This window comes from Streptomyces sp. NPDC007095 (genome assembly GCF_040634475.1).
Taxonomy (GTDB): Bacteria; Actinomycetota; Actinomycetes; order Streptomycetales; family Streptomycetaceae; genus Streptomyces.
Map to the genome: position 1 here is coordinate 39,698 of NZ_JBEYFS010000044.1, position 21,905 is coordinate 61,602.

The 21,905-nt window shown below is 70.5% G+C and carries 15 protein-coding genes; 13 read left to right on the forward strand and 2 right to left on the reverse strand.

Features of this window, described 5'->3' with window-relative positions; translation table 11 throughout:
- Positions 1 to 94: 94 nt before the first annotated feature.
- Positions 95 to 2,293 carry a RecQ family ATP-dependent DNA helicase gene (locus tag ABZ656_RS17415; protein ID WP_360268847.1) on the reverse strand — a complete coding sequence of 733 codons (2,199 nt, stop codon included), beginning with the start codon at positions 2,291 to 2,293 and terminating at the stop codon, positions 95 to 97.
- 133 nt (positions 2,294 to 2,426) lie between these two features.
- Here ABZ656_RS17415 and ABZ656_RS17420 point away from each other — a divergent pair, with 133 nt between their 5' ends.
- From ABZ656_RS17420 to ABZ656_RS17450, 7 genes are all read left to right on the forward strand, one after another.
- On the forward strand, positions 2,427 to 3,947 hold the full coding sequence (locus ABZ656_RS17420) for a DUF4192 domain-containing protein (RefSeq protein ID WP_360268850.1): 1,521 nt from the start codon (positions 2,427 to 2,429) through the stop codon (positions 3,945 to 3,947).
- Between the two features lie 644 nt (positions 3,948 to 4,591).
- A complete protein-coding gene (locus tag ABZ656_RS17425; RefSeq protein WP_101403800.1) occupies positions 4,592 to 6,532 on the forward strand; it encodes a glycogen debranching N-terminal domain-containing protein in 1,941 nt (646 codons plus the stop codon).
- 131 nt (positions 6,533 to 6,663) lie between these two features.
- Complete coding sequence (locus ABZ656_RS17430; protein WP_054229890.1) at positions 6,664 to 7,422, forward strand: NUDIX hydrolase; 759 nt, start codon at positions 6,664 to 6,666, stop codon at positions 7,420 to 7,422.
- Between the two features lie 112 nt (positions 7,423 to 7,534).
- Positions 7,535 to 9,436, forward strand: coding sequence for an ABC transporter ATP-binding protein (locus ABZ656_RS17435; RefSeq protein ID WP_101401077.1), 1,902 nt, complete (start codon positions 7,535 to 7,537; stop codon positions 9,434 to 9,436).
- 162 nt (positions 9,437 to 9,598) lie between these two features.
- The gene (locus tag ABZ656_RS17440; protein WP_159064415.1) at positions 9,599 to 10,486 is read left to right on the forward strand and encodes an FCD domain-containing protein; all 888 of its coding nucleotides are present in this window, start codon (positions 9,599 to 9,601) and stop codon (positions 10,484 to 10,486) included.
- 453 nt (positions 10,487 to 10,939) lie between these two features.
- Complete coding sequence (locus tag ABZ656_RS17445) at positions 10,940 to 12,475, forward strand: RNA polymerase sigma factor (protein ID WP_101403801.1); 1,536 nt, start codon at positions 10,940 to 10,942, stop codon at positions 12,473 to 12,475.
- Between the two features lie 133 nt (positions 12,476 to 12,608).
- On the forward strand, positions 12,609 to 13,427 hold the full coding sequence (locus tag ABZ656_RS17450; RefSeq protein WP_101401078.1) for a serine protease: 819 nt from the start codon (positions 12,609 to 12,611) through the stop codon (positions 13,425 to 13,427).
- Positions 13,428 to 13,794: 367 nt separating this feature from the next.
- Here ABZ656_RS17450 and ABZ656_RS17455 read toward each other — a convergent pair whose 3' ends face one another.
- Positions 13,795 to 14,025: a hypothetical protein gene (locus ABZ656_RS17455; protein WP_075030622.1), complete on the reverse strand. Its 231-nt coding sequence runs from the start codon at positions 14,023 to 14,025 to the stop codon at positions 13,795 to 13,797.
- Between the two features lie 440 nt (positions 14,026 to 14,465).
- Between ABZ656_RS17455 and ABZ656_RS17460 the strand changes: the two genes are divergently transcribed.
- From ABZ656_RS17460 to ABZ656_RS17485, 6 genes are all read left to right on the forward strand, one after another.
- Positions 14,466 to 16,589 carry a DNA topoisomerase IV subunit B gene (locus ABZ656_RS17460; protein WP_101401079.1) on the forward strand — a complete coding sequence of 708 codons (2,124 nt, stop codon included), beginning with the start codon at positions 14,466 to 14,468 and terminating at the stop codon, positions 16,587 to 16,589.
- Between the two features lie 573 nt (positions 16,590 to 17,162).
- Complete coding sequence (locus tag ABZ656_RS17465; RefSeq protein WP_360268861.1) at positions 17,163 to 17,687, forward strand: DUF1453 domain-containing protein; 525 nt, start codon at positions 17,163 to 17,165, stop codon at positions 17,685 to 17,687.
- The gene (locus tag ABZ656_RS17470; RefSeq protein ID WP_101401081.1) at positions 17,684 to 18,835 is read left to right on the forward strand and encodes a histidine kinase; all 1,152 of its coding nucleotides are present in this window, start codon (positions 17,684 to 17,686) and stop codon (positions 18,833 to 18,835) included. The genes ABZ656_RS17465 and ABZ656_RS17470 overlap by 4 nt, the downstream gene beginning before the upstream one ends.
- A complete protein-coding gene (locus tag ABZ656_RS17475; protein WP_101401082.1) occupies positions 18,832 to 19,515 on the forward strand; it encodes a response regulator transcription factor in 684 nt (227 codons plus the stop codon). The genes ABZ656_RS17470 and ABZ656_RS17475 overlap by 4 nt, the downstream gene beginning before the upstream one ends.
- 105 nt (positions 19,516 to 19,620) lie before the next feature.
- Positions 19,621 to 20,109: a DUF485 domain-containing protein gene (locus ABZ656_RS17480; protein ID WP_101401083.1), complete on the forward strand. Its 489-nt coding sequence runs from the start codon at positions 19,621 to 19,623 to the stop codon at positions 20,107 to 20,109.
- The gene (locus ABZ656_RS17485; RefSeq protein ID WP_101401084.1) at positions 20,106 to 21,698 is read left to right on the forward strand and encodes a cation acetate symporter; all 1,593 of its coding nucleotides are present in this window, start codon (positions 20,106 to 20,108) and stop codon (positions 21,696 to 21,698) included. Before ABZ656_RS17480 ends, ABZ656_RS17485 begins: the two co-directional genes overlap by 4 nt.
- Positions 21,699 to 21,905: the final 207 nt, after the last annotated feature.

Consider the following 21,905-nt stretch of genomic DNA (forward strand, 5'->3'; position numbering starts at 1 on the left):
TTGGTTGCGGCAACGAGCAATTGGGGCCACCGACCGTTTTCCGGCTATACGTCGTGTATATCCCTGCCCACTGTTCTTGATAGCGACACATGGGTCACGCCTGTACGGCCAGGACCAGCGGCAACACCCCCTGCGCCCCGGATCGTCGCAGCATGCGCGCGGCGACCGCGAGCGTCCAGCCCGTCTCGGTGGCGTCGTCCACGAGCAGCACGGGACCGCCTGCTTCCTTGAGGGCGGCCGCCAGCGCGGGCGGCACGGCCAGCGCCCCGTCGAGTGCCTTGAGCCGCTGGGCGCTGTTGCTCCGGTGGACCTGTGAGACGGCCTCGCCCACGTACTCCACGGACCCCAGCAGCGGCAGTCGGCCGACCTCCGCGATCCGCGCGCCCAACGACTGGATCAACTGTGGACGCCTGCGCGAGGCCATGGTGACGACGCCGACCGGGCGCGGCTGCGCGTCGGGCCGCCCGGAGGCCCAGCCGCCGGGCCCCTTCGCCCAGTCGGCCAGGACGCCGACCACGGCCTTCGCCACATCATCCGGCACGGGTCCGTCCGGTGCCTGGGGGGTGAGCATCGGCCGCAGCCGGTTGCCCCAGCCGATGTCCGAGAGCCGCCCCAAGGCGCGCCCCGGTGCGGCCTGTTCGCCTGCCGGGATTCGCCCCTTCAGGTCGACGCCGACGGCCGGCAGGCCCGTCGGCCACATCTTGCGGGGATCGACGTCGACACCGGCGCGGCCCAGCTCGCCGTTGGCCGCGTCGAGTGCGGTGGGGGACACGGACGCCTCGAACCGGGCTCCCGCGCAGGTGTCGCAGCGCCCGCACGGCTTCGCCAGCTCGTCGTCGAGCTGGCGCCGCAGAAACTCCATCCGGCAGCCGGTGGTCGACACGTAGTCGCGCATCGCCTGCTGCTCGGCGGCCCGCTGCTTGGCGACCCAGGCGTAGCGCTCGGTGTCGTACGTCCAGGGCACGCCCGTGGAGATCCAGCCGCCCTGGACGCGCCGCACCGCGCCGTCCACGTCGAGCACCTTCAGCATCGTCTCCAGACGGGACCTGCGCAGCTCCACCAGGGGTTCGAGGGCGGGCAGCGAGAGCGGCCTTTCGGCGCGGGCCAGGACATCCAGGGTCCGGCGCACCTGCTCCTCCGGAGGGAAGGCGATCGACGCGAAGTACTCCCAGATCGCCTGGTCCTCCTTGCCCGGCAGGAGAAGCACCTCGGCATGCTTCACCCCGCGGCCCGCTCGTCCCACCTGCTGGTAGTACGCGATGGGGGAGGAGGGGGAGCCCAGGTGCACCACGAATCCGAGGTCGGGCTTGTCGAAGCCCATGCCCAGCGCGGATGTGGCGACCAGGGCCTTGACGCGGTTGGCGAGGAGGTCCTCCTCGGCCTGCTGGCGGTCCGCGTTCTCCGTCTTACCGGTGTACGAGACGACGGTGTGCCCGCTCTGGCGCAGGAACGCGGTGACCTCCTCGGCTGCTGCCACGGTGAGCGTGTAGATGATGCCCGAGCCCGGCAGGTCGCTCAGGTGCTCGGCGAGCCAGGCCATGCGGTGGGCGGCGTCCGGCAGCCGCAGCACGCCGAGACTCAGGCTCTCCCGGTCCAGCGGACCGCGCAGGACGAGTGCGTCGGTGCTGGCGCCGGTGCCCAGCTGCTCGGCCACATCGGCCGTCACGCGGGCGTTGGCGGTCGCGGTGGTGGCCAGGACGGGGACGCCCGGCGGGAGATCGGCGAGCATCGTGCGCAGCCTGCGGTAGTCCGGCCGGAAGTCGTGCCCCCAGTCGGAGATGCAGTGTGCCTCGTCGACCACGAGCAGGCCGGTCGCAGCGGCGAGCTTGGGCAGTACCTGATCGCGGAAGTCGGGATTGTTGAGCCGCTCAGGGCTCACCAGGAGCACGTCGACCTCGCTAGCGGCCACTTCGGCCTGGATCGTCTCCCACTCCTCCGTGTTCGACGAGTTGATGCTCCGAGCGTGGATACCGGCGCGGGCGGCCGCCTCCACCTGGTTGCGCATGAGGGCGAGGAGCGGCGAGACGATGACCGTGGGCCCGGCGCCCCGCTCGCGCAGCAGCGCGGTGGCGACGAAGTACACGGCGGATTTGCCCCAGCCCGTGCGCTGCACGACGAGGGCTCTGCGCTTGTCGGCCACCAGGGCCTCGATGGCGCGCCACTGGTCCTCGCGCAGCCGGGCCTCGCCCGCCGGGGCGCCGACGAGGCGGGCGAGTACGGCATCGGCCGCGCCGCGCAGGTCGGCGTTGGGTGGGTCCGTGTTGGTCGGAGGGCGTGGGTCGTCGTTGCTCATGGCCCCATGCAACCCGATGGGTCGGACATCGCGCGAACGAGGCCGCCGGGTTGTGGACAAGTCATGTCGTGGTCATGGCCAGGGTTATCCACAGGGCAAAGCGGAATTTCAAGATCCGCGGGATGGTCACGGCATGACGAATCACAGCGAAGCCGCCGGCACGTCCGGTGACAATGACATCAGCGGGCGCGGTCGGCACGGGGGAGACAGCGCGGGTCACGTGCCGGGCGGCCGCAGCGGGCGGGGCGAGCACGATGGGCACGACCTGCCCGGGCAGCACCAGGTGACCCTGCGCACACCGGCCGAACTGGCCGATGCCCTGCCCTACCTGCTCGGATACCGGCCCGAGGACAGCATCGTGCTGGTCGCCCTGCACGACGCAGAGAGGCGCGGCCGCTTCGGCGGGCGGGCACGGCTCGGCATCCCGGCCCACGCGGACGACTGGCCGTCCGTCGCCGATCAGCTCGCACAAGGACTGGTGATGGGAAGCGAGCGCAGAGGGGCCCGGCCCGAGAGCATGGTCGCCTACCTCTGTCAGGAGCCGGAGACCGGAGAGTCGGGACGGGACGTCATGGAACGTCTGCGGCCGCTCGCGCAGTTCCTGCGCACGGCCTGCGGCCGCCTCGACGTCCCCGTCGTCGAGGCCCTGTGCATCTCCGGCGGCCGCTTCTGGTCGTACTGCTGCCCAGGCCAGGGGTGCTGTTCGTCCGAGGGGCATCCGATGGGACTGCCCGGCACCTCAGTCCTTGCCGCCGCCGCGACCTACGCCGGCCTCCAAGTGCGCGGATCGCTGAGGGAATTCATTGTCCGGTTCATTCCGTGGGAAGGCGCGGCCGCACGTGAGCAGCGGGCCGCGCTCGACACGGCGAGCATGGCCCTGGTTCCCAGGATCCTCGACGGCGAGGGCCGTGCGGAGGTGGCCGAGGAGACCCTCGGACTGGCCCGGCACATCATGAAGCGGTTCGCCGACGCCCCAACCGCATCCGGCACGCGCCCGGCGGACCTCCGCGACGACGGCCTCCTGGAGCACGACGAGGCCGCCACCCTGATCCTCGGACTTCAGGACCGAGCAACCCGCGACCGTGCCGCCGAGTGGATGGAGGGTGACGAGGCCGGCCCGGCCTTGCGCCTCTGGCGGGCGCTGGCCCGCCGCTGCGTCGGCCCCTACGGCGAGCATGCGGCGGCACCCCTCACCCTCGCCGGGTGGGTCGCCTGGTCGACCGGTGACGAACTGGAGGCTCGTGAGGCCCTGGCCATGGCACTCGGCGCCGATCCCGACTATCTCTTCGCCCGTCTCCTGCACCAGGCGTGCAACGAGGGCCTCAACCCGGAGTCGATCCGCCGCTGCCTGCGCGCGGAGCACACCGGCCGGACAGGGGCGGAAGCGCAACAGCCGGCGGGTCCCGATCGCTCGGCACCGCGCGACGTCGCCGAGCCGCCGGGCGCCCCGAACCGACCCCGGCGCAGGGCACGCGCGACGGGGATCGGGGCACCGCGCGGAAGGGGGCGTCACCCCGGGGTGGGTAGCCGGCGTCGGCCCGCTGATGAGGCCGTGCCCGGCGGGGAGGGGCCGGGGCGCGCGCCTGAGTCGACGAGCGAAAGGGCACGTGCCCGCCGCAAGGGCGGCCGGCGGGCTGTGGGGGAGGAGACGTGAGCGTGTGGAGCGGGGCGGATCGCCGATTACCGGTTCGGGTGACATATGAGGTGCCCCCGGCACCGGATGACACTCCACTCGACGCGGCGGCACGCCCCAGCCCGCGCGGCAGGGGCGGGCGGCGCGCGCCCGCGATCTCCAAGCCCGAACCTCTGGCCTGGCCCCCACCGTCCCCGTACCTGCCGTGTACCAGCCGTCCCCGTACCAGCCGTGTACCAGCCGTCCCCGTACCAGCCGTCCCCGTGCACGCCGTCCGCGGCACGCCCCACCGGCCAGCCCACCGCCATTCGGTCGGCTTGCCCCGCCCAGGGCGTGACCCCGGACAGGGACGTTCCGTTCGCCTGTGTGGCGGTACCCGTGGCCGGGCCGCGCCGCCGAACGCCCTCGCCCCTCCGGATCCCCCCACCCGGCGCCGAGCGCGCCCCAGGCGCACTGACCGAGGAAGCCGCATGCCCCTGCCCATTCCACCCTCCGATCCCGGCGGCGCCCTCCCGCCGTTGCGCGGGCCCGCTCAGCCCTTCCCACGTCGCGCCGGTTCGCAGGTGCCCTTCGCGGGAGTCGAGAGCGCTTTGAGCCCTTTCGCGGGACCAGGCGGTCCGACGGCTCGTCACACCCCGCTTCCTGGGCCGCGCCGGGCCACGGACCTGCCGCCCGTGCACAACGCCCTGATCTGCGTCGCCCTGCCGGGACTGGCGATCTCCACGGACCAGGGGCAGCTGACCGGCCGCGGGCTGGAGGGGTTCTACCGCGCGGGCCGCCGGACGCTGTCCCGCTGCCAGGTTCGAGTGGCAGGGCGCGAACCACTCGCCGTACAGGCCCGGATGGTCGCCGCGGACCGAGCCCGCTTCGTCGGGACGGTGCGCGCCTCCGCCGACGGCGGCCCGGATCCCGACGTGGTCGTGGAGCGGACGCGCGACGCGGACGGCACGGAGCGGATCACCCTGCGCAGCGCCTCCCCCCGCGCCCTGCGCGTGCCCCTCGAGGTCGCCCTCGGTACGGATCTCGCGGAGCTCGGCTCCGTCGCCTCGGGCCGAGCCGGGCTCGAACTGCCCGCCAGCGTCCATGACTCGGGCCTGCGATGGTCCTGTGCCACAGGGAGCTCGATCGTCACCGCCGACCCACCGCCCGCCGACGCCCTGGCCTCCGCGGGACTGCTCCGCTGGGAGCTCGAACTGCCACCCGGTGGCACCCGGAGCGTGGAGTTGCGGGTGCGACCGGGCGGTGCGGGGCCGGCCAGAGCCGTCGGCCGCGGCACCACGAGCCCGCTCACCGCCGCCCGGGCCACCGGTGACGACCCTAGGGTCCAGGCGTTTATGGACGCCTGCGTCGAGGACCTCCAGGCGCTACTGCTGCGCGATGCCGCCCACCCGTCGGACACGTACCTCGCGGCGGGGGCGCCGTGGCGATGCGGCCTGGCGCCGGCCGAGGCACTGGTCGCGGCCCGGATGACACTGCCACTCGGCACCCGGCTCGCCGTGGGCACGCTGCGGACCCTCGCCCGCACCCAAATCGCGGGCCCGGGAGCGCAGTCCGGCCTGATCCCCGGCCCGCGCCGGGACGCGGGCCCGCACCTGCCTCCGAGCTGCACGGCCACCGAGGCGACCCTGCTGTTCCCCGTACTGCTTGCGGAGGCCCGGCGCTGGGGACTTCCGGAGCAGGAGACCGAGGAACTGCTGCCCGCGGCCGAGCGGTGCCTCGCCTGGCTGCGGACCACCGTCGGTGACGGCACCTATCTGCCCGACCCGCACCCCGGCGGGCCGTTCCGCTGCGAGACGCAGGCGCATGCCCACCGCGCGGCGCTGCTGGGGGCCGATCTGCTCGACGCGCACGGACGGCCGGGTGGCGAGGGACTGGTGCAGTGGGCCCAGGAGATGCGGACCGCGTTCCGCGGGGACTTCTGGGCCGAGGACCGCGGAGGCGGCAGACCGGCGGCCGCCCGGGCCCCGAACGGGCGGCTCGTACCCCACCTCGGCGCGAGCACCGCCCACCTCCTCGACACGGGACTGCTCGGCTCCGGCATGTTCGCCCCGGGCCTGCTCGACAAGGTGCAGACCGAGCAGCTCGCACGGCTGCTCGGCGGCCCGGCCATGGACTCGGGCTGGGGTCTGCGCAGCCTGGGCGCCAAGGAGGCGGCGTACAACCCCTTCGGACACCGCGGCGGCGCCGTGCGCGTCCAGGAGACCGCGACCGCCGTCACCGGTCTGGTCACCGCGGGCTACGAGAAGGAGGCGAGCGCTCTGTTCCGGGGCCTGCTGGCGGCGGCCGAGACCTTCGGACACCGGCTGCCCGAGATGTACGCGGGAGAGCAACGCACGGAAGGCGGCGCCCCGCTCCCGCACCCCGCCGCCTGTCGTCCCGCGGCCACGGCGGCGGCCGCCGGGGTGCTGCTCCTCACCTCCCTCGCGGGCATCCGCCCCGACGCCCCGGCCAGGACGGTGACGCTGCGCCCGGTCAGTAGTGCGCCGCTGGGCGAGATCGGACTGACGGGACTGCGGATCGCGGGCGCCCCGTTCTCCGTGCGTGTCAGCAGACTCGGTCTCGCGATGGTGGAGGAGGCGGCCGGTGGACTGCAGTTGGGAGTGTGACCTTGCGCCACGCGTCCTCGAACGGCAACCGGCAGCGACCGGTGGGACCCGTACAGGACGGAAGTGGATCATCAGCGGAAGCGACTGGCGAAGGGCGTGTTTATCGTCAGGCAGACGACTATGATCGCGGCATGCCCTACGACCCGTCGGCCTTTCCGCCCTTTGCCGTGACCGTGGACCTGGTCGTGCTGACCGTGCGTCGCCATGCCCTGTGTGCGCTGGCGGTACGGAGGGGCGAGCAGCCTTTCCAGGGACGATGGGCGCTTCCGGGCGGCTTCGTACGGCCCGACGAGGATCTGGCACAGGCTGCCGCGCGAGAGCTGGTCGAGGAGACCGGGCTGCGCGCCCACGACCCGTCAGCCCCGGCACAGGACAACGGCGCGCACCTGGAACAGCTGGCGACCTACGGTGACCCCAAACGCGACCCGCGGATGAGGGTGGTCAGCGTCGCCCATCTCGCGCTGGCCCCCGATCTGCCCGCGCCCAGGGCCGGAGGCGACGCCAACAGCGCGCGCTGGGCGCCCGTGGAGGAGTTGCTGCAGCAGGGCGGTTACGGCCGTGACGGAGAGCAGGCGGCACCCCTCGCCTTCGACCACGCCCAGATCCTCTCGGACGGGGTGGAACGCGCCCGGTCCAAGATCGAGTACTCGTCGTTGGCCACCGCCTTCTGCCCGTCCGAGTTCACCGTCGGAGAGCTGCGCCGCGTGTACGAGGCTGTGTGGGGGGTGGCACTCGACCCGCGCAATTTCCACCGCAAGGTGACGGGCACTCCGGGGTTCCTCGTGCCCACGGGCGGTACGACCACGCGCCAGGGCGGCCGACCCGCGCAGCTGTTCCGCGCCGGCGGCGCCACGTTGCTCAATCCGCCGATGCTGCGCCCCGAGGTCTGACGAGGGCGGATCGACTCACAGGGGCGTGTCGCCCCGAAATAGTGGGGAGAGCTGCCTCGAATGAACCGCAAGGTGCCCGAAAAACCAGAAATGTCACGCTATCTTGCTGTGAGTGATCCAGGCCATCGGATTGACCAGCAACCCCCGCAAGGAGCTTCCCCCCGCCGTCGACGACGTGTCCTTCGAGGCGCGCTCGGGCCGCGTCACAGCGCTCCTCGGAGCCCCGGGCGCGGGCAAGACGACGGCGCTGAGGCTCATGCTCGAACTCCAGCGGGGCCGCGGAACCACCTACTTCAGAGGCCGTCCACTGCACCGGATCGCCCATCCCTCGCGTGAGGTCGGTGTGCTCCTGGGCGAGGTGCCGGGCCATCCCGCGCGTACGGTCCGCGGGCAGCTCGGCATGGTGTGTGCGGCCGTCGGTGTCCCGATTCGGCGCGTCGACGAAGTGATCGAAGCCGTCGGGCTCGTGAGCCTGCGCGACGAGCGCCTGGGCACCTTGTCGCACGGCATGGACCGCCGCCTGGGCCTGGCCTGTGCGCTGCTGTCCGATCCGCACACCCTCGTCCTCGACGACCCCGCCGGCGGTCTCTCCATCACCGAAGGCCGCTGGCTGCACGGGATTCTTCGGGCGCACGCGGCCCACGGAGGCACCGTTCTGTTCAGCACGGACGACCCCAAGGAAGCCGCTCGGACGGCCGACCAGGTCATCACGCTGGAGGGAGGCCGGCTCGTCGCCGACCAGGAAGCCGCGGACTTCGCCCGCACCCGGCTCCGCCCCCGGGTCGCCGTCCGCAGTCCGCACGCCGTCCGCCTCGGCGCCCTGCTCACCAAGGAGGCCCGCGCCGCGCAGCGTTCAGTCGAGGTCGTGCGCGAGGACGGCAACCGGCTCTCGGTGTACGGCAGCACCTGCGCCGACATCGGCGAGACCGCCTTCCGGCACGGCATCCTCGTACACCAACTCGCCGACGAGATTGGCGACATGGGGCCACATGCCACACTCCCTGCCGAGGGCCTCGCCCCCGCGACCGTCGGCACCATGACCTCTGCCCTCATGACCTCTGCCTCCGAGGCCTCCACCTCCACGGACGATGCCCCCGCGACCGACGAATCCGCCACCGCCGTAGCCGCGACCGGTGCGGCCACGGCCGACGAGCCGGGGCCGGTCGAGTCGCGGACCCCTCCGGCTGCTTCGCTCGGCGCGCGGGACCTGCCCCAGCTCCCGCCCCTCATCGCCGTACGCCAGGCCCCGAACCCATTGCGTCCGTTGCGCTACGAACTGCGGCGCGCCACCGGAGTGGGCACCGGCTACCTCACCGCGATCACCGTGCTGGTCACCTCCGCCCTGCTGTCCGTAATCCTGGCCAGAATCGGTCACACACCCCAACCACGGCTCCTGGCCGCCTGGCCGCGGGAATGCCCTCTGCCGCCCGCGGCGCTCGGCGCGGGACTGCTCGGGGCGCTCGCCTTCGGCGAGGAGTTCCGCCACCCCGCCCTGGCCGCGGACCGCGGCACCGTCCCCCGCCGTCTGGGACTGCTCGCCGCCAAACTCCTCGTCGCCTCGGTCACCGCGCTGGCGCTGGCTGTCCTCACGGTGGGCTGCGACCTCGAGATGCTCTATCTCGTCTACGGACGAGAGCTCGTCGGAGTTCCAGCGGACTGGCTTTCGCTGAGCGCGAGTTGGATCGGCCTGACGGTGGGCTGCGCCTGGGCGGGAGTGCTGGCGGCGGGCATCTTCCGGTCCACCACCGCCGGGCTCGCGGCGGTGCTCGCGGTCCCGGTCGTGGTCGTACCACTCGTACAAAAGACCTTGGCGGGACCGTCCGTGCGGAAGGCGGCCGGGTTTTCCGAGCGACTGCGCGAGCTCCTGCTGATGCAATGGCCGTTCGGGGGGGAGCGCTATATCGCGGCCGGGGCGCGCCTTGTCGCCCAACCCGTGGGCGGTGCCCTGATGTTGTCGCTGACCGCTCTGCTCTGCGCGTATCTGCTCACGACCCTGCGAAGCAGGGTGCGATGACGACCGTCCTTACCCTTCCGTTCCCGCCGTGTGCACAACTCCCCGGAGAACGCCCATTTCTTTCCGATAAGGCGTCAATTGCGACGCGGTGAGCGATCACCCTTTCGTGTGCTTTTCACCAAAGACCTCAAGGGAGTTGGAGACAGCGCCGACAAATGATCCGTGAGTACCCTTGCGCACACCATGATGACCGCCGCCCGCTCCTCGGACTCCGGCCTGGCCGGCCCGGGCGGGCTAGACCGCTACCCCTACGCCGAGGGCCCTGGTGCCGAACGCGTCGGCGCCTCCGCGTGGGAGGGCGCGGACCCGGAACTGGGCCGCGTCGGCCGGCGCGCCGCGGGCAGCCGCGGACGCGGACTGCACGGCCAACTCGTCCAGCAGCTGGGTCAGATGATCGTCTCCGGCGACCTGGGCGCGGACCGCCCGCTCGTCCCCGAGGAGATCGGACAGCGGTTCGAGGTCTCCCGTACCGTCGTCCGTGAGTCGCTTCGCGTCCTGGAGGCGAAGGGACTGGTCAGCGCCCGCCCCAACGTCGGTACGCGCGTGCGCCCCGTCAGTGACTGGAATCTTCTCGACCCGGACATCATCGAATGGCGGGCCTTCGGGCCGCAGCGCGACGACCAGCGGCGCGAGCTGAGCGAGCTGCGCTGGACGATCGAGCCGCTCGCCGCGCGTCTGGCCGCCGGGCACGGGCGCGAGGAGGTCCAGCAGCGTCTCGGAGACATGGTCGAGATCATGGGCCATGCCATGGCGCAGGGTGACTCGCTCACCTTCTCGCGGGCCGACGCGGAGTTCCATTCGCTGCTCATCCAGGTATCGGGCAATCGCATGCTGGAGCACCTTTCCGGGATCGTCTCGGCCGCGCTCCAGGTCTCCGGCGGCCCCGTCACCGGCTGCGACCGACCGAACGAGACCTCCTTGACGCACCACGGCCGGATCGTCGACGCCCTGGCCGAGGCCGACGGTGCGGCGGCCGAGGCGGCCATGCGGCAGTTGCTCGCCGTTCACCCCGAGGTGGAGCGCGTGGTGCCCGCGCCGCGCGAGCACTGATCGCGCCCCGAGAGCGGCGCGGTCGGGGGGCGTGTGCCCTCTCGTGGCATCGCTTGGTCGGCGGAACATCCCCCGCCGGACCCCGTCGGATCCTTCCGGGATCCGGCGGGATCCGACGATGTGATGAAGGTGATCAAGCCATCGGTTGAGGTGATGAACCCATCGGTTTGAGGTGATGAGTCCATCGGCTGACCTCCTCTGACCGTATCTGGCCACTTTTGGGCACTTATGGGGTGTGACTCGGGCCACGCAGATTGGGCGTAACGCTCTTCGGAACTGCGCGATGACCTAAGAGGTGACAGCCGAGGAGGGAATACGGACGCCGTTCACGGCGCTGTGCATCCTCCCGGCTCCCGCCCGCGCCGTCGACCCATCCCCAAGTCGGCGGTCGTCGGCTCCTGTCCGCAGTGGACGGGGCCGGAAGCCGTTTTCCAACGTTCCGAGAGGTTGTTCGTGTCGGCCAGCACATCCCGTACGCTCCCGCCGGAGATCGCCGAGTCCGTCTCTGTCATGGCGCTCATTGAGCGGGGAAAGGCTGAGGGGCAGATCGCCGGCGATGACGTGCGTCGGGCCTTCGAAGCTGACCAGATTCCGGCCACTCAGTGGAAGAACGTACTGCGCAGCCTCAACCAGATCCTCGAGGAAGAGGGTGTGACGCTGATGGTCAGTGCCGCGGAGCCCAAGCGCACCCGAAAGAGCGTCGCAGCGAAGAGTCCGGCCAAGCGCACCGCCACCAAGACGGTCGCGGCGAAGACGGTGACCACCAAGAAGGTCGCCGCCACCGCCGCCCCGGCAGTGCCCGTGGCCGACGATCCGGCTGAGGACGCGTCCGCCAAGAAGGTCGCCGCCAAGAAGACGGTCGCCAAGAAGGCCGTCGCGAAGAAGACGGTCGCCAAGAAGGCCGTCGCGAAGAAGACCACCGCCAAGAAGGACGACGCCGAGCTCATCGACGACGAGGCGGTCGAGGAGACCCCGGGCAAGCCCGGTGCCGAGGAGCCCGCCGAGGACGGCGCCCAGGGCTTCGTCCTGTCCGACGAGGACGAGGACGACGCGCCCGCGCAGCAGGTCGCCGCGGCCGGCGCCACCGCCGACCCGGTCAAGGACTACCTCAAGCAGATCGGCAAGGTCCCCCTGCTCAACGCCGAGCAGGAGGTCGAGCTCGCCAAGCGCATCGAGGCGGGCCTGTTCGCAGAGGACAAGCTGGCCAACGCGGACAAGCTCGCCCCGAAGCTCAAGCGCGAGCTGGAGATCATCGCCGAGGACGGCCGTCGCGCCAAGAACCACCTCCTGGAGGCCAACCTCCGTCTGGTGGTGTCCCTGGCCAAGCGCTACACCGGCCGGGGCATGCTCTTCCTGGACCTCATCCAGGAGGGCAACCTCGGTCTGATCCGCGCGGTCGAGAAGTTCGACTACACCAAGGGCTACAAGTTCTCCACGTACGCCACCTGGTGGATCCGTCAGGCGATCACCCGTGCCATGGCCGACCAGGCCCGCACCATCCGTATCCCGGTGCACATGGTCGAGGTCATCAACAAGCTCGCGCGCGTGCAGCGTCAGATGCTCCAGGACCTGGGACGCGAGCCCACCCCGGAGGAGCTGGCGAAGGAACTCGACATGACCCCTGAGAAGGTCATCGAGGTCCAGAAGTACGGCCGCGAGCCCATCTCGCTGCACACCCCGCTGGGCGAGGACGGCGACAGCGAGTTCGGTGACCTCATCGAGGACTCCGAGGCTGTCGTCCCGGCCGACGCGGTCAGCTTCACGCTCCTGCAGGAGCAGCTGCACTCCGTCCTCGACACCCTGTCCGAGCGCGAGGCGGGCGTCGTCTCCATGCGTTTCGGTCTCACCGACGGTCAGCCGAAGACCCTCGACGAGATCGGCAAGGTGTACGGCGTCACGCGTGAGCGGATCCGTCAGATCGAGTCCAAGACGATGTCGAAGCTGCGTCACCCGTCGCGTTCGCAGGTGCTGCGCGACTACCTCGACTAGGTCTCGACCGTACTGTCGCCGAGGGCCCGACTCCCGATGGGGAGCCGGGCCCTCGGCGCATGCATGGAGTGCGCGCCGCCGCCCGCTGGCTCACTCTGGGTGTTCCATGACCATCCCAGAGTGAGGAACGCGCATGCGCCGTCCTTTCGCCCCAGTACTGGCCCTTGCGGCCGCCGCCGCTCTCATACCGCTGGCATCCCCCGCCCCGGCCGCGACCGACGACATCGTCATCGGGGGCCATCCGGTCGACATCGCTCAGAGTCCGTGGACGGTGGCACTGTCCAGCCGTGACCGGTTCGGGGGTACGCGGGCCGGGCAGTTCTGCGGCGGCGTGGTGATCGGCCCGTCGCTCGTGCTGACCGCGGCCCACTGTCTGAGTCCGCTCGTGCTGGGGGCGCCACCGCAGCAGATCCACGACTTGAAGATCATCGCGGACCGTACCGACCTGCTGTCCGGCAAGGGCAAGGAGATCCCGGTGCGCGAAACCTGGGTCAATCCGCAGTACGACGCCGCCACGAACGCCGGGGACTTCGCCGTGATCACCCTCGCCTCCCCGCTGCCCCAGAGCTCGGTCATCCGTATGGCCCCCTCGGGGGATCCCGCGTACGCGCCCGGCACGGTCGCCGCGGTCTACGGCTGGGGCGATACGACAGGCATCGGCAATTACCCGCTCAGTCTGCGGTCCGCGAGCGTGAACGTACTGTCCGACTCGGTCTGTGAGCGGGCGTATCCGGGAAGTGATGAAGGGGCCTATCAAGCCGCTTCCATGGTGTGTGCCGGGAAGGACGCGGGTGGGCGGGATGCCTGTCAGGGGGACAGCGGTGGCCCGCTCGTCGCCCAGGGGCGGCTGATCGGCCTCGTGTCCTGGGGTAGCGGCTGCGGGCAGGCGGGAAGCCCCGGGGTCTACACGCGGGTCTCAGACGTCGTCAGGGCGCTCGACATGAGCCACTGAGGCCGCACGGGCGGAAGCGGTACGGAACGCAGCCGATCGCGGGGCGCGGGGCGCCGGGGCGGGGTGAATCGCTGGCGCGTGGAGGTGCGCGGGCGCGATTCGGGCCAGTGGCGTGTGGAGGCGCGCCGGAGCGATACGGGCCGGTGGCGCGTAGAGGTGCCCGGCAAGGGCGCGCACCAGTGGCGCATCGAAGTGCGTGAGCGCGGTCCGCGTCGCGGCCGCACGGGACCGTGCTGCCGCTCCGGGCGGTGGCGCACTGCGCCACCGGGAGGCGGTACGCATACGGGCGGTCACCCCGAGTAGCAGGGGTGACCGCCCGTACACCGGCCTATTGCCAGAGCTGGCTCGTCGTCGTTGACGCGAAGTGTCAGCGCTCTTCGTCGTTGGACGTTGCCGGGACCGACGTCAGTCGCTCCGTCTCGTCCTGTATCTCAGCGGCGATCTTCTTGAGTTCCGGCTCAAACTTGCGTCCGTGGTGGGCGCAGAAGAGCAGTTCACCGCCGCTGAGGAGGACGACGCGCAGATATGCCTGGGCGCCGCAACGGTCGCAGCGGTCAGCGGCCGTCAGCGGGCTCGCGGGGGTCAGAACAGTAGTCACGTCGCCTCTTCTCTAGCTCGACGAGCTGTCGTACCAGGGTCAACATCCAACCAGGCCGAAAACGTTCCCGCTCGTGGCTTTTCCTCGAAAAATTCTTCCGGGGCGGCTGTCTGCTGCCGGGTGGCGGCGAATGAGCCGTATTACGTGTCTTTGTGTCTTACGGGTTCGCGCTGTCTGTCAGGGTCAGTCCTCCCCGGCTGGCTTGCCGGTTGTTCATGAGGACGTGCCCGGAGCCTAAATGGTTCATGCCTGGAAGGGAACGTGATATGTACTTCACTCCATCGAGGGATCGAACACTCATGCGAGCCTGGACTAGTCTGAGTTCATGCGAGGGTGGCGTTACAACGGCTCTACCAGGCCTCGGTACCCTCTGAGCGGAGACCGAAGCCGGCCCCTTACCCAAAAGGGTCCCATCTGAAATTCAGCGAGGAGCGAACCGCGTGACCGCCGACACGTCCGTGCCGTCCACAGCGTTGCTGACCGGAGCAGACCGGGACGGTTCCAACTACACCGCGCGGCACCTGCTCGTCCTCGAGGGGCTCGAGGCCGTACGCAAGCGCCCCGGCATGTACATCGGCTCGACCGACAGCCGCGGTCTTATGCACTGCCTGTGGGAGATCATCGACAACTCCGTGGACGAGGCCCTCGGGGGCTACTGTGACCACATCGAGGTGATCCTGCACGACGACGCCTCGGTGGAGGTGCGGGACAACGGCCGCGGCATCCCGGTCGACGTGGAGCCCAAGACCGGCATGTCGGGCGTCGAGGTCGTGATGACCAAGCTGCACGCGGGCGGCAAGTTCGGAGGCGGCTCGTACGCGGCTTCCGGCGGTCTGCACGGCGTGGGCGCCTCCGTGGTGAACGCGCTCTCCGCCCGTCTGGACGTCGAGGTGGACCGCAGTGGCCACACCCATGCGGTGAGTTTCCGTCGCGGCACTCCGGGAGCGTTCAAGGCGGACGGTCCCGAGGCCGCGTTCGACGCGACCAGCGGGCTGCGCAAGCTGAAGCGGATCCCCAAGACACGCACCGGCACGCGCGTGCGCTACTGGGCCGACCGCCAGATCTTCCTCAAGGACGCCAAGCTCTCCCTGGAGAACCTGCACCAGCGCGCCCGCCAGACCGCGTTCCTGGTGCCCGGCCTGACCATCGTCGTCCGTGACGAATACGGGCTCGGCGAGGGCGGCAGCAAGGGCGAGGAGTCCTTCCGCTTCGACGGCGGCATCAGCGAGTTCTGCGAGTACCTGGCCACCGACAAGCCCGTCTGCGACGTTCTCCGCTTCTCCGGGCAGGGCACCTTCAAGGAGACCGTCCCGGTCCTCGACGACCACGGGCAGATGACGCCCACCGAGGTCACCCGTGAGCTCGGCGTCGATGTGGCGCTGCGCTGGGGCACCGGCTACGACACGAACCTCAAGTCGTTCGTGAACATCATCGCCACGCCCAAGGGCGGCACCCACGTCGCCGGCTTCGAACAGGCCGTCGCCAAGACGATGAACGAGGTGCTGCGGGCCAAGAAGCTGCTGCGGGTCGCCGAGGACGACATCGTCAAGGACGACGCCCTGGAGGGCCTGACCGCCGTCGTCACCGTGCGCCTCGCGGAGCCGCAGTTCGAGGGCCAGACCAAGGAGGTCCTCGGCACCTCGGCGGCCCGCCGGATCGTGACGAACGTGGTCTCCAACGAACTCAAGGCCTTCCTGACCACCACGAAGCGGGACGCGGCCGCGCAGGCCCGGGTCGTGATGGAGAAGGCCGTCGCCGCCGCGCGTACGCGGATCGCGGCCCGCCAGCACAAGGACGCGCAGCGTCGGAAGACCGCCCTCGAGTCCTCCTCGCTGCCCGCCAAGCTCGCTGACTGCCGCAGCGACGACGTCGAGCGCAGCGAGCTGTTCATCGTCGAGGGAGACTCCGCGCTCGGCACCGCCAAGCTGGCCAGGAACTCCGAGTTCCAGGCGCTGCTGCCGATTCGCGGCAAGATCCTCAACGTCCAGAAGGCGTCTGTCACGGACATGCTCAAGAACGCCGAGTGCGGCGCGATCATCCAGGTCATAGGGGCCGGGTCCGGGCGGACGTTCGACATCGACGCGGCGCGGTACGGGAAGATCATCCTGCTCGTCGACGCCGATGTCGACGGGGCGCACATCCGGATTCTGCTGCTGACGCTGTTCCAGCGGTACATGCGGCCGATGGTCGAGGCGGGGCGGGTGTTCGCGGCGGTGCCGCCGCTGCACCGCATCGAGCTGAGCCAGCCCAAGAAGGGCCAGGACAAGTACGTCTACACGTACTCGGACCGTGAGCTGCGCGAGACGCTGCTGGAACTGCAGCGCAAGAACGTGCGCTACAAGGACTCGATCCAGCGTTACAAGGGTCTTGGCGAGATGGACGCCGATCAGCTGGCGGAGACGACGATGGACCCGCGCCACCGGACGCTGCGGCGGATCAACATCTCCGACCTGGAGGCGTCCGAGCAGGTGTTTGACCTGCTGATGGGGAACGATGTCGCTCCTCGTAAGGAGTTCATCTCCAGCTCTGCGGCGACGCTGGATAGGTCGCGTATCGACGCGTAGGCGCTGCGCTGCCGGGGGCCGGGGGGCCGGTGCCGGGCGTTTGTGGTGGGTCGGGGCCGTGGCGGTGCGTCGAGCCCGTCGCCGCTGGTTCGGGCGTGGGCCGGGTATGGGAGCCACTGCTCGATCCGGGCGTAAGCGACGGGCTTGCACGCAGCATCACGGCCCTTTCCGTGGGAGGGCCGGCTGCGGGTGGGTCGGGGGCTGGGCGCGCGGTTCCCCGCGCCCCTCGAGGGGCGCCGGCGCGTATCTTTCAGCCTGTCCGGCGTTTGAGGACGAGGCCGTTCAGGCCGATCGGAGGTTGGGGGGCGGAGCCCTCGAGTGGGGATGATGGGGATCCCCCTGGTCGAGCGAAGCCGAGAGCTTGGGGGAGGGCAGGGGCGGCGGAGGCGAGAACCGCGGTTGGTGGGTGCGAGTCGTGGGGGGCTCCACCCGTGGGTGGAGGGGTGAGGTGGGTGCGGATCCACCCACGATCCACCTCGGCTCCGATCTGCTGAGCCGCCGATTTCCGTAGCGTCGAAGGCGTCGACAGCGCTTGCTGTCTGCACCCGCTCTTCCTCGCCCACGGAGGTCGTGATGTCCGGGCTCGTCAATGCCTTGGTGATCCTCGCCGTTGTTGTGCTGGTCGTCGCGCGCCAGTTCCGTACGCGCAGGATCAGCACGGACAGGCGGTGGTGGATCGTGCCCGCGGTCCTGGCCGTGATCGCTCTGCGGGAGCCGGGCCTGATCGACATCCACCACCGGACCGAGGCGATTCTGCTGCTGGGGGCAGAGCTGTTCATCGGGCTGGCCACCGGAGCCGCGTGGGGATGGACGACACGGACATGGGCGGAGCCGGACGGCTCGGTGTGGAGCAAGAGCACCAAGGCCAGTGCGGCCGTCTGGGGTGTGGGCATAGCCCTGCGGCTGGGACTGTTCGGCATCGGCACCTTGTTGGGCGTCCATCAGGGCAGCTCCGCCCTGCTGCTCGCCCTCGCGGCCACTCTGCTGGTCCGCTCCGGGATCCTGGCCTGGCGCTCTCAGTCTCTGCACCCGAGCGTCGTGCAGGCGACGGCGTACGGTGACGACGTGCCCCAGGGCTCGTGGAAGGAGCGCGTGTGACGGAGAACGCTTTGAAGCGCTGGCCCTCCCGCGAGGCGCTGTCCCGAGCCGGAGTGGCCAAGCCCAGGCGCGCGCTTGCCTGGGCGGCGCGCCTCTTCGCCCTCGGCCTGCTCCTGTGGACGACCTTCACGAGCGGCCATCTGGGCGCCTGGACGATCGCGGCGGGCGTTTTGGGGGTCCTCGTCTGCGGGCTGGCGGCGTGGGCCTTCTGGCGGACCACGCTCGAACACCGTCTGCTGCCGTCTCTGGCGCTGCTCGCCCTGCTGCTCGTGATCGCGACGGTGGGAGTGAGCACGGGATTCCGGGTGTCGGCCATCGTCCTGTGGTGCGGGTGCGCCATCAGCGCCATAGAGAGGCTGCCTCTCGCGGCGGCACTGCCTGCCACCTCCTTGGCACTGAGCGCGTTCGCGGCGGTCAACAACGACGTCTGGCTGACCACGGCGGCCACCACCGGGGGTCTCGCCCTGGCCGGATACGTGCTGCGCCTCGACGCGGAGGCCCGCGGCAGTGCCCAGCGGTTGCTCGCTCAGGAGCGGGCGGCTCGTGTGGCCGAGGCGGAGTCCGCGGCGCTCGCGGAGCGGGCCAGGATCGCGCGGGAGATCCACGACGTCCTGGCGCACAGTCTCTCGGCGCAGATGGTGCATCTGGAGGCGGCCCGGCTGCTGATCGAGCGGGACGCAGACCGGGAGCAGATCCTCGAGCGGGTGGTGGCGGCACGTGGGATGGCCCGTGAGGGGCTTGCCGAGACCCGGCAGGCGCTCTCCGCCCTTCGGGGGGAGATGTCCCCGGTGGAGGACTTCCTGAGCGAACTGGTCGCCACGGCGGACGGCGCCGACATCACCGTCGCGGGTGAACGGCAGCCGCTGCCCGCCGAGGCCTCGCAGGCGGTGCGCAGGGTGGCGCAGGAAGCCCTGACGAACGTCCGTAAGCATGCGCCGGGCGCCAAGGTCCACATGCGGCTCGAGTACGGCGAGCACGAAGTGACCTTGGGCGTACGGGACTCGGGAGGACCGCCGGGCGAACTCAGCGGTGCAGGGGCCGGGTACGGTCTGCTGGGCATGCGGGAGCGTGCCGAGCTGCTGGGTGGCTCGTTGGAGGCCGGGCCGGACGAGGAGGGGTTCGTGGTGACGCTGAGGGTGCCCGTATGACGGAGGAGGAGATCAGGAAGCCGGCTCGAGTCGTGGTGGCGGACGACCAGACCGTGGTGCGCGAAGGCATCGTGATGCTGCTGGGCCTGCTGCCGGGGATCGAGGTCGTGGGTGCGGCCGGGGACGGCTACGAGGCCGTGGCACTTGTGGCCGAGCTCGCCCCGGACGTCGTGCTGATGGACCTGCGCATGCCGCGCTGCGACGGCGTCGAGGCGACCCGGCGCATTCGCGCCGAGCATCCGGGGACGCAGGTCGTCGTGCTCACCACGTACGCGGACGACGAGTCGCTGTTCCCCGCGCTCAGAGCGGGAGCCCGTGGCTATCTCACCAAGGACGCGGGCGGTGATGAGATCGTGCGCGCGGTGGAGAGCGTGCTGTCCGGGGACGCGGGACTCTCGCCGAGCATTCAGCGGCGATTGTTGGAGCGGCTGTCGGAACCGGCGCCCGCGGCCGATGTGCCCGTGGAGCCGCCCGACGGGCTCACCACGCGGGAGACCGAGGTGCTGCTGCTGATCGCCGACGGCCTCACCAATCAGGAGATCGCCCGCAAGCTGCATGTCTCTACCGCCACGGTGAAGACCCACATCAACAACCTCTTCGCCAAGACGGGCCTCAAGGATCGTGCTCAGGCAGTGCGTTATGCCTTTGGGAAGGGTCTCGTACGGCCACCGACGGGATGAGTCACCTGATGGGGTGAAGAGCGCGGAGAGAAGAGTCCGGGATCTTCCCGATCTGTCCATCCTTGGGCACGCGGCCGAAAAGGGGTCGCGGACAAGGAGAGTTCGGTGGAGAAGCACGACGGTCGCGATACCGGGGAGGTCCGGTTCGATGACCCCTGGTACGACGCGCTCGCCTCCGGCTGGGGTGAGTTGGACGGCACGGGCGCGCCTGCTCCCGCTGTGCCGTCCGCGCGCCTGGAGCACGAAGGTCGCACGGGCGGGACGGCCGACGTCTATCTGGAGGTGCAGCGCAGTGCGGCCTTCCAGGAGGTGCGCAGCCGGTACCGGAGGTTCGTGGTGCCGGGCGTCGCCGTGTTCTTCACCTGGTACGTGGGCTATGTGGTGACGGCGACGACGGCGCCCGGGTTCATGGCCCGGCCCGTCGCCGGCGCGGTGAACGTGGCGATGGTGGCGGGGCTCGGGCAGTTCCTCAGCACGTTTCTGTTCACGTGGGCGTACGCGCGGCATGCGCGGCTGCGCAGGGACCGGGCCGCGCTCGATCTGCGCTGGGACACCCAGGAACTGACCCGGAGCGTCAGAGGCGGTGAGCGGTGACCGGCAACCATCAGACGCTGGCGCTGCTGCTGTTCAGCGCATTCGTGGCGGTGACGCTGGGGATCACGACGTGGGTGAGTCGCAACCGGCACGGGTCGGCCGAGGAGTTCTATGCCGGCGGCCGGTTGTTCTCGCCGATGGAGAATGGTTTTGCCATTTCGGGTGACTACATGTCGGCGGCTTCGTTCCTGGGGGTCACGGGGCTCATCTCGCTCTACGGCTACGACGGGCTGCTGTACGTCGTCGGGTTTCTCGTCGCCTGGCTGGTCGTCCTGTTCCTGGTCGCCGAACTGGTGCGCAACTGCGGGCGGTTCACTCTCGCCGACGTCGTCGCGGCCCGGATGAACGAACGGCCGGTGCGGATCGCGGCGGGAACCTCTTCGGTGACCGTGTCCGTTCTGTATCTGGTGGCGCAGATGGTGGGGGCGGGCAGCCTGGTCGCGCTACTGCTGGGAGGCTCGAGCGAGGCGGCGCGGAACTGGACGGTGATCGGCGTCGGCGCGCTCATGGTGATCTATGTGTCGCTGGGAGGGATGCGGGCCACCACGTGGATTCAGATCGTCAAGGCGGTCCTGTTGCTGAGCGGTTCCATCGCCTTGACCGTGCTCGTCCTGGTGCGGTTCCACGGGGACGTGAATGAGTTGCTGCGTTCGGCGGCGGAGCGCAGCGGGCATGGCGACGCGTTTCTCGCACCCGGGCTGAAGTACGGCGGGGACTGGACGGCGCGCTTCGACTTCATCAGCCTGGGGCTCGCGCTGGTGCTCGGTACGGCCGGGCTGCCGCACATCCTGGCGCGTTTCTACACCGTGCCCACGGCACGGGCCGCGCGGCGCTCGGTGGTCTGGTCGATCGGGCTCATAGGCGGTTTCTACCTGATGACGATCGTGCTGGGCTTCGGCGCGGCGGCGATCGTCGGCCCGGAGACGGTGCGGGGAGCGAACGCGGCGGGCAACACGGCGGTTCCACTGCTCGCGCTTGATCTGGGCGGCGGTGCGAACTCCGCGGGAGGAACGGTTCTCTTTGCCGTCGTCGCGGCCATTGCCTTCGCAACGATCCTCGCGGTCGTCGCCGGGATCACCCTGGCGTCTTCGGCGTCTGTGGCCCACGACCTCTATGCCTCGATGCGCCGCCGGCATGCGAAGCCCCGCAGCGAGGTCACCGTGGCGCGCACGGCGGCGGTGGGCATCGGGGTGGTCGCGATCGCGCTCGGGCTGCTGGCCCGCGACCTGAACGTGGCCTTCCTGGTGGGCCTTGCCTTCGCGGTCGCCGCCTCCGCGAACCTGCCGGTGCTGTTGTACTCGCTGTTCTGGCGGAGTTTCACGACCCGCGGTGCAGTGTGGGCCGTATACGGCGGATTGGTACCCGCGCTGCTGCTCGTCCTGCTGTCGCCGGTGGTGTCGGGGAGTCCCGATTCGCTCTTCCCGAGCGTGGACTTCCAGTACTTCCCGTTGCAGAACCCCGGCCTGGTGTCGATTCCGCTCGGCTTCCTGTCGGGCTGGCTGGGCACGGTCACGTCTGCGGAGCCGCCGGACGAGGCCAAGCACGCGGAGACCGAGGTGCGGTCGCTGACAGGAGCTGGGGCGGTCTGAGGCGGCCTCAGGTGAGTGCCCGGGGGCGCCTCCAGCCAGCGGGGGCGCCCCCAGCGACGTACGGCCCGGTGGCGTACGTCGTGCGCGCGGGTGATCCAAACGGCAAGTCCTGGGCCCTGTCGTCAAATTCCCGTCCGCCCTGCGACGCCATGCACGCACTCTCACCGCACCAGGCACAGACCCAAGTACGTCCAGTACGAGGGCCTG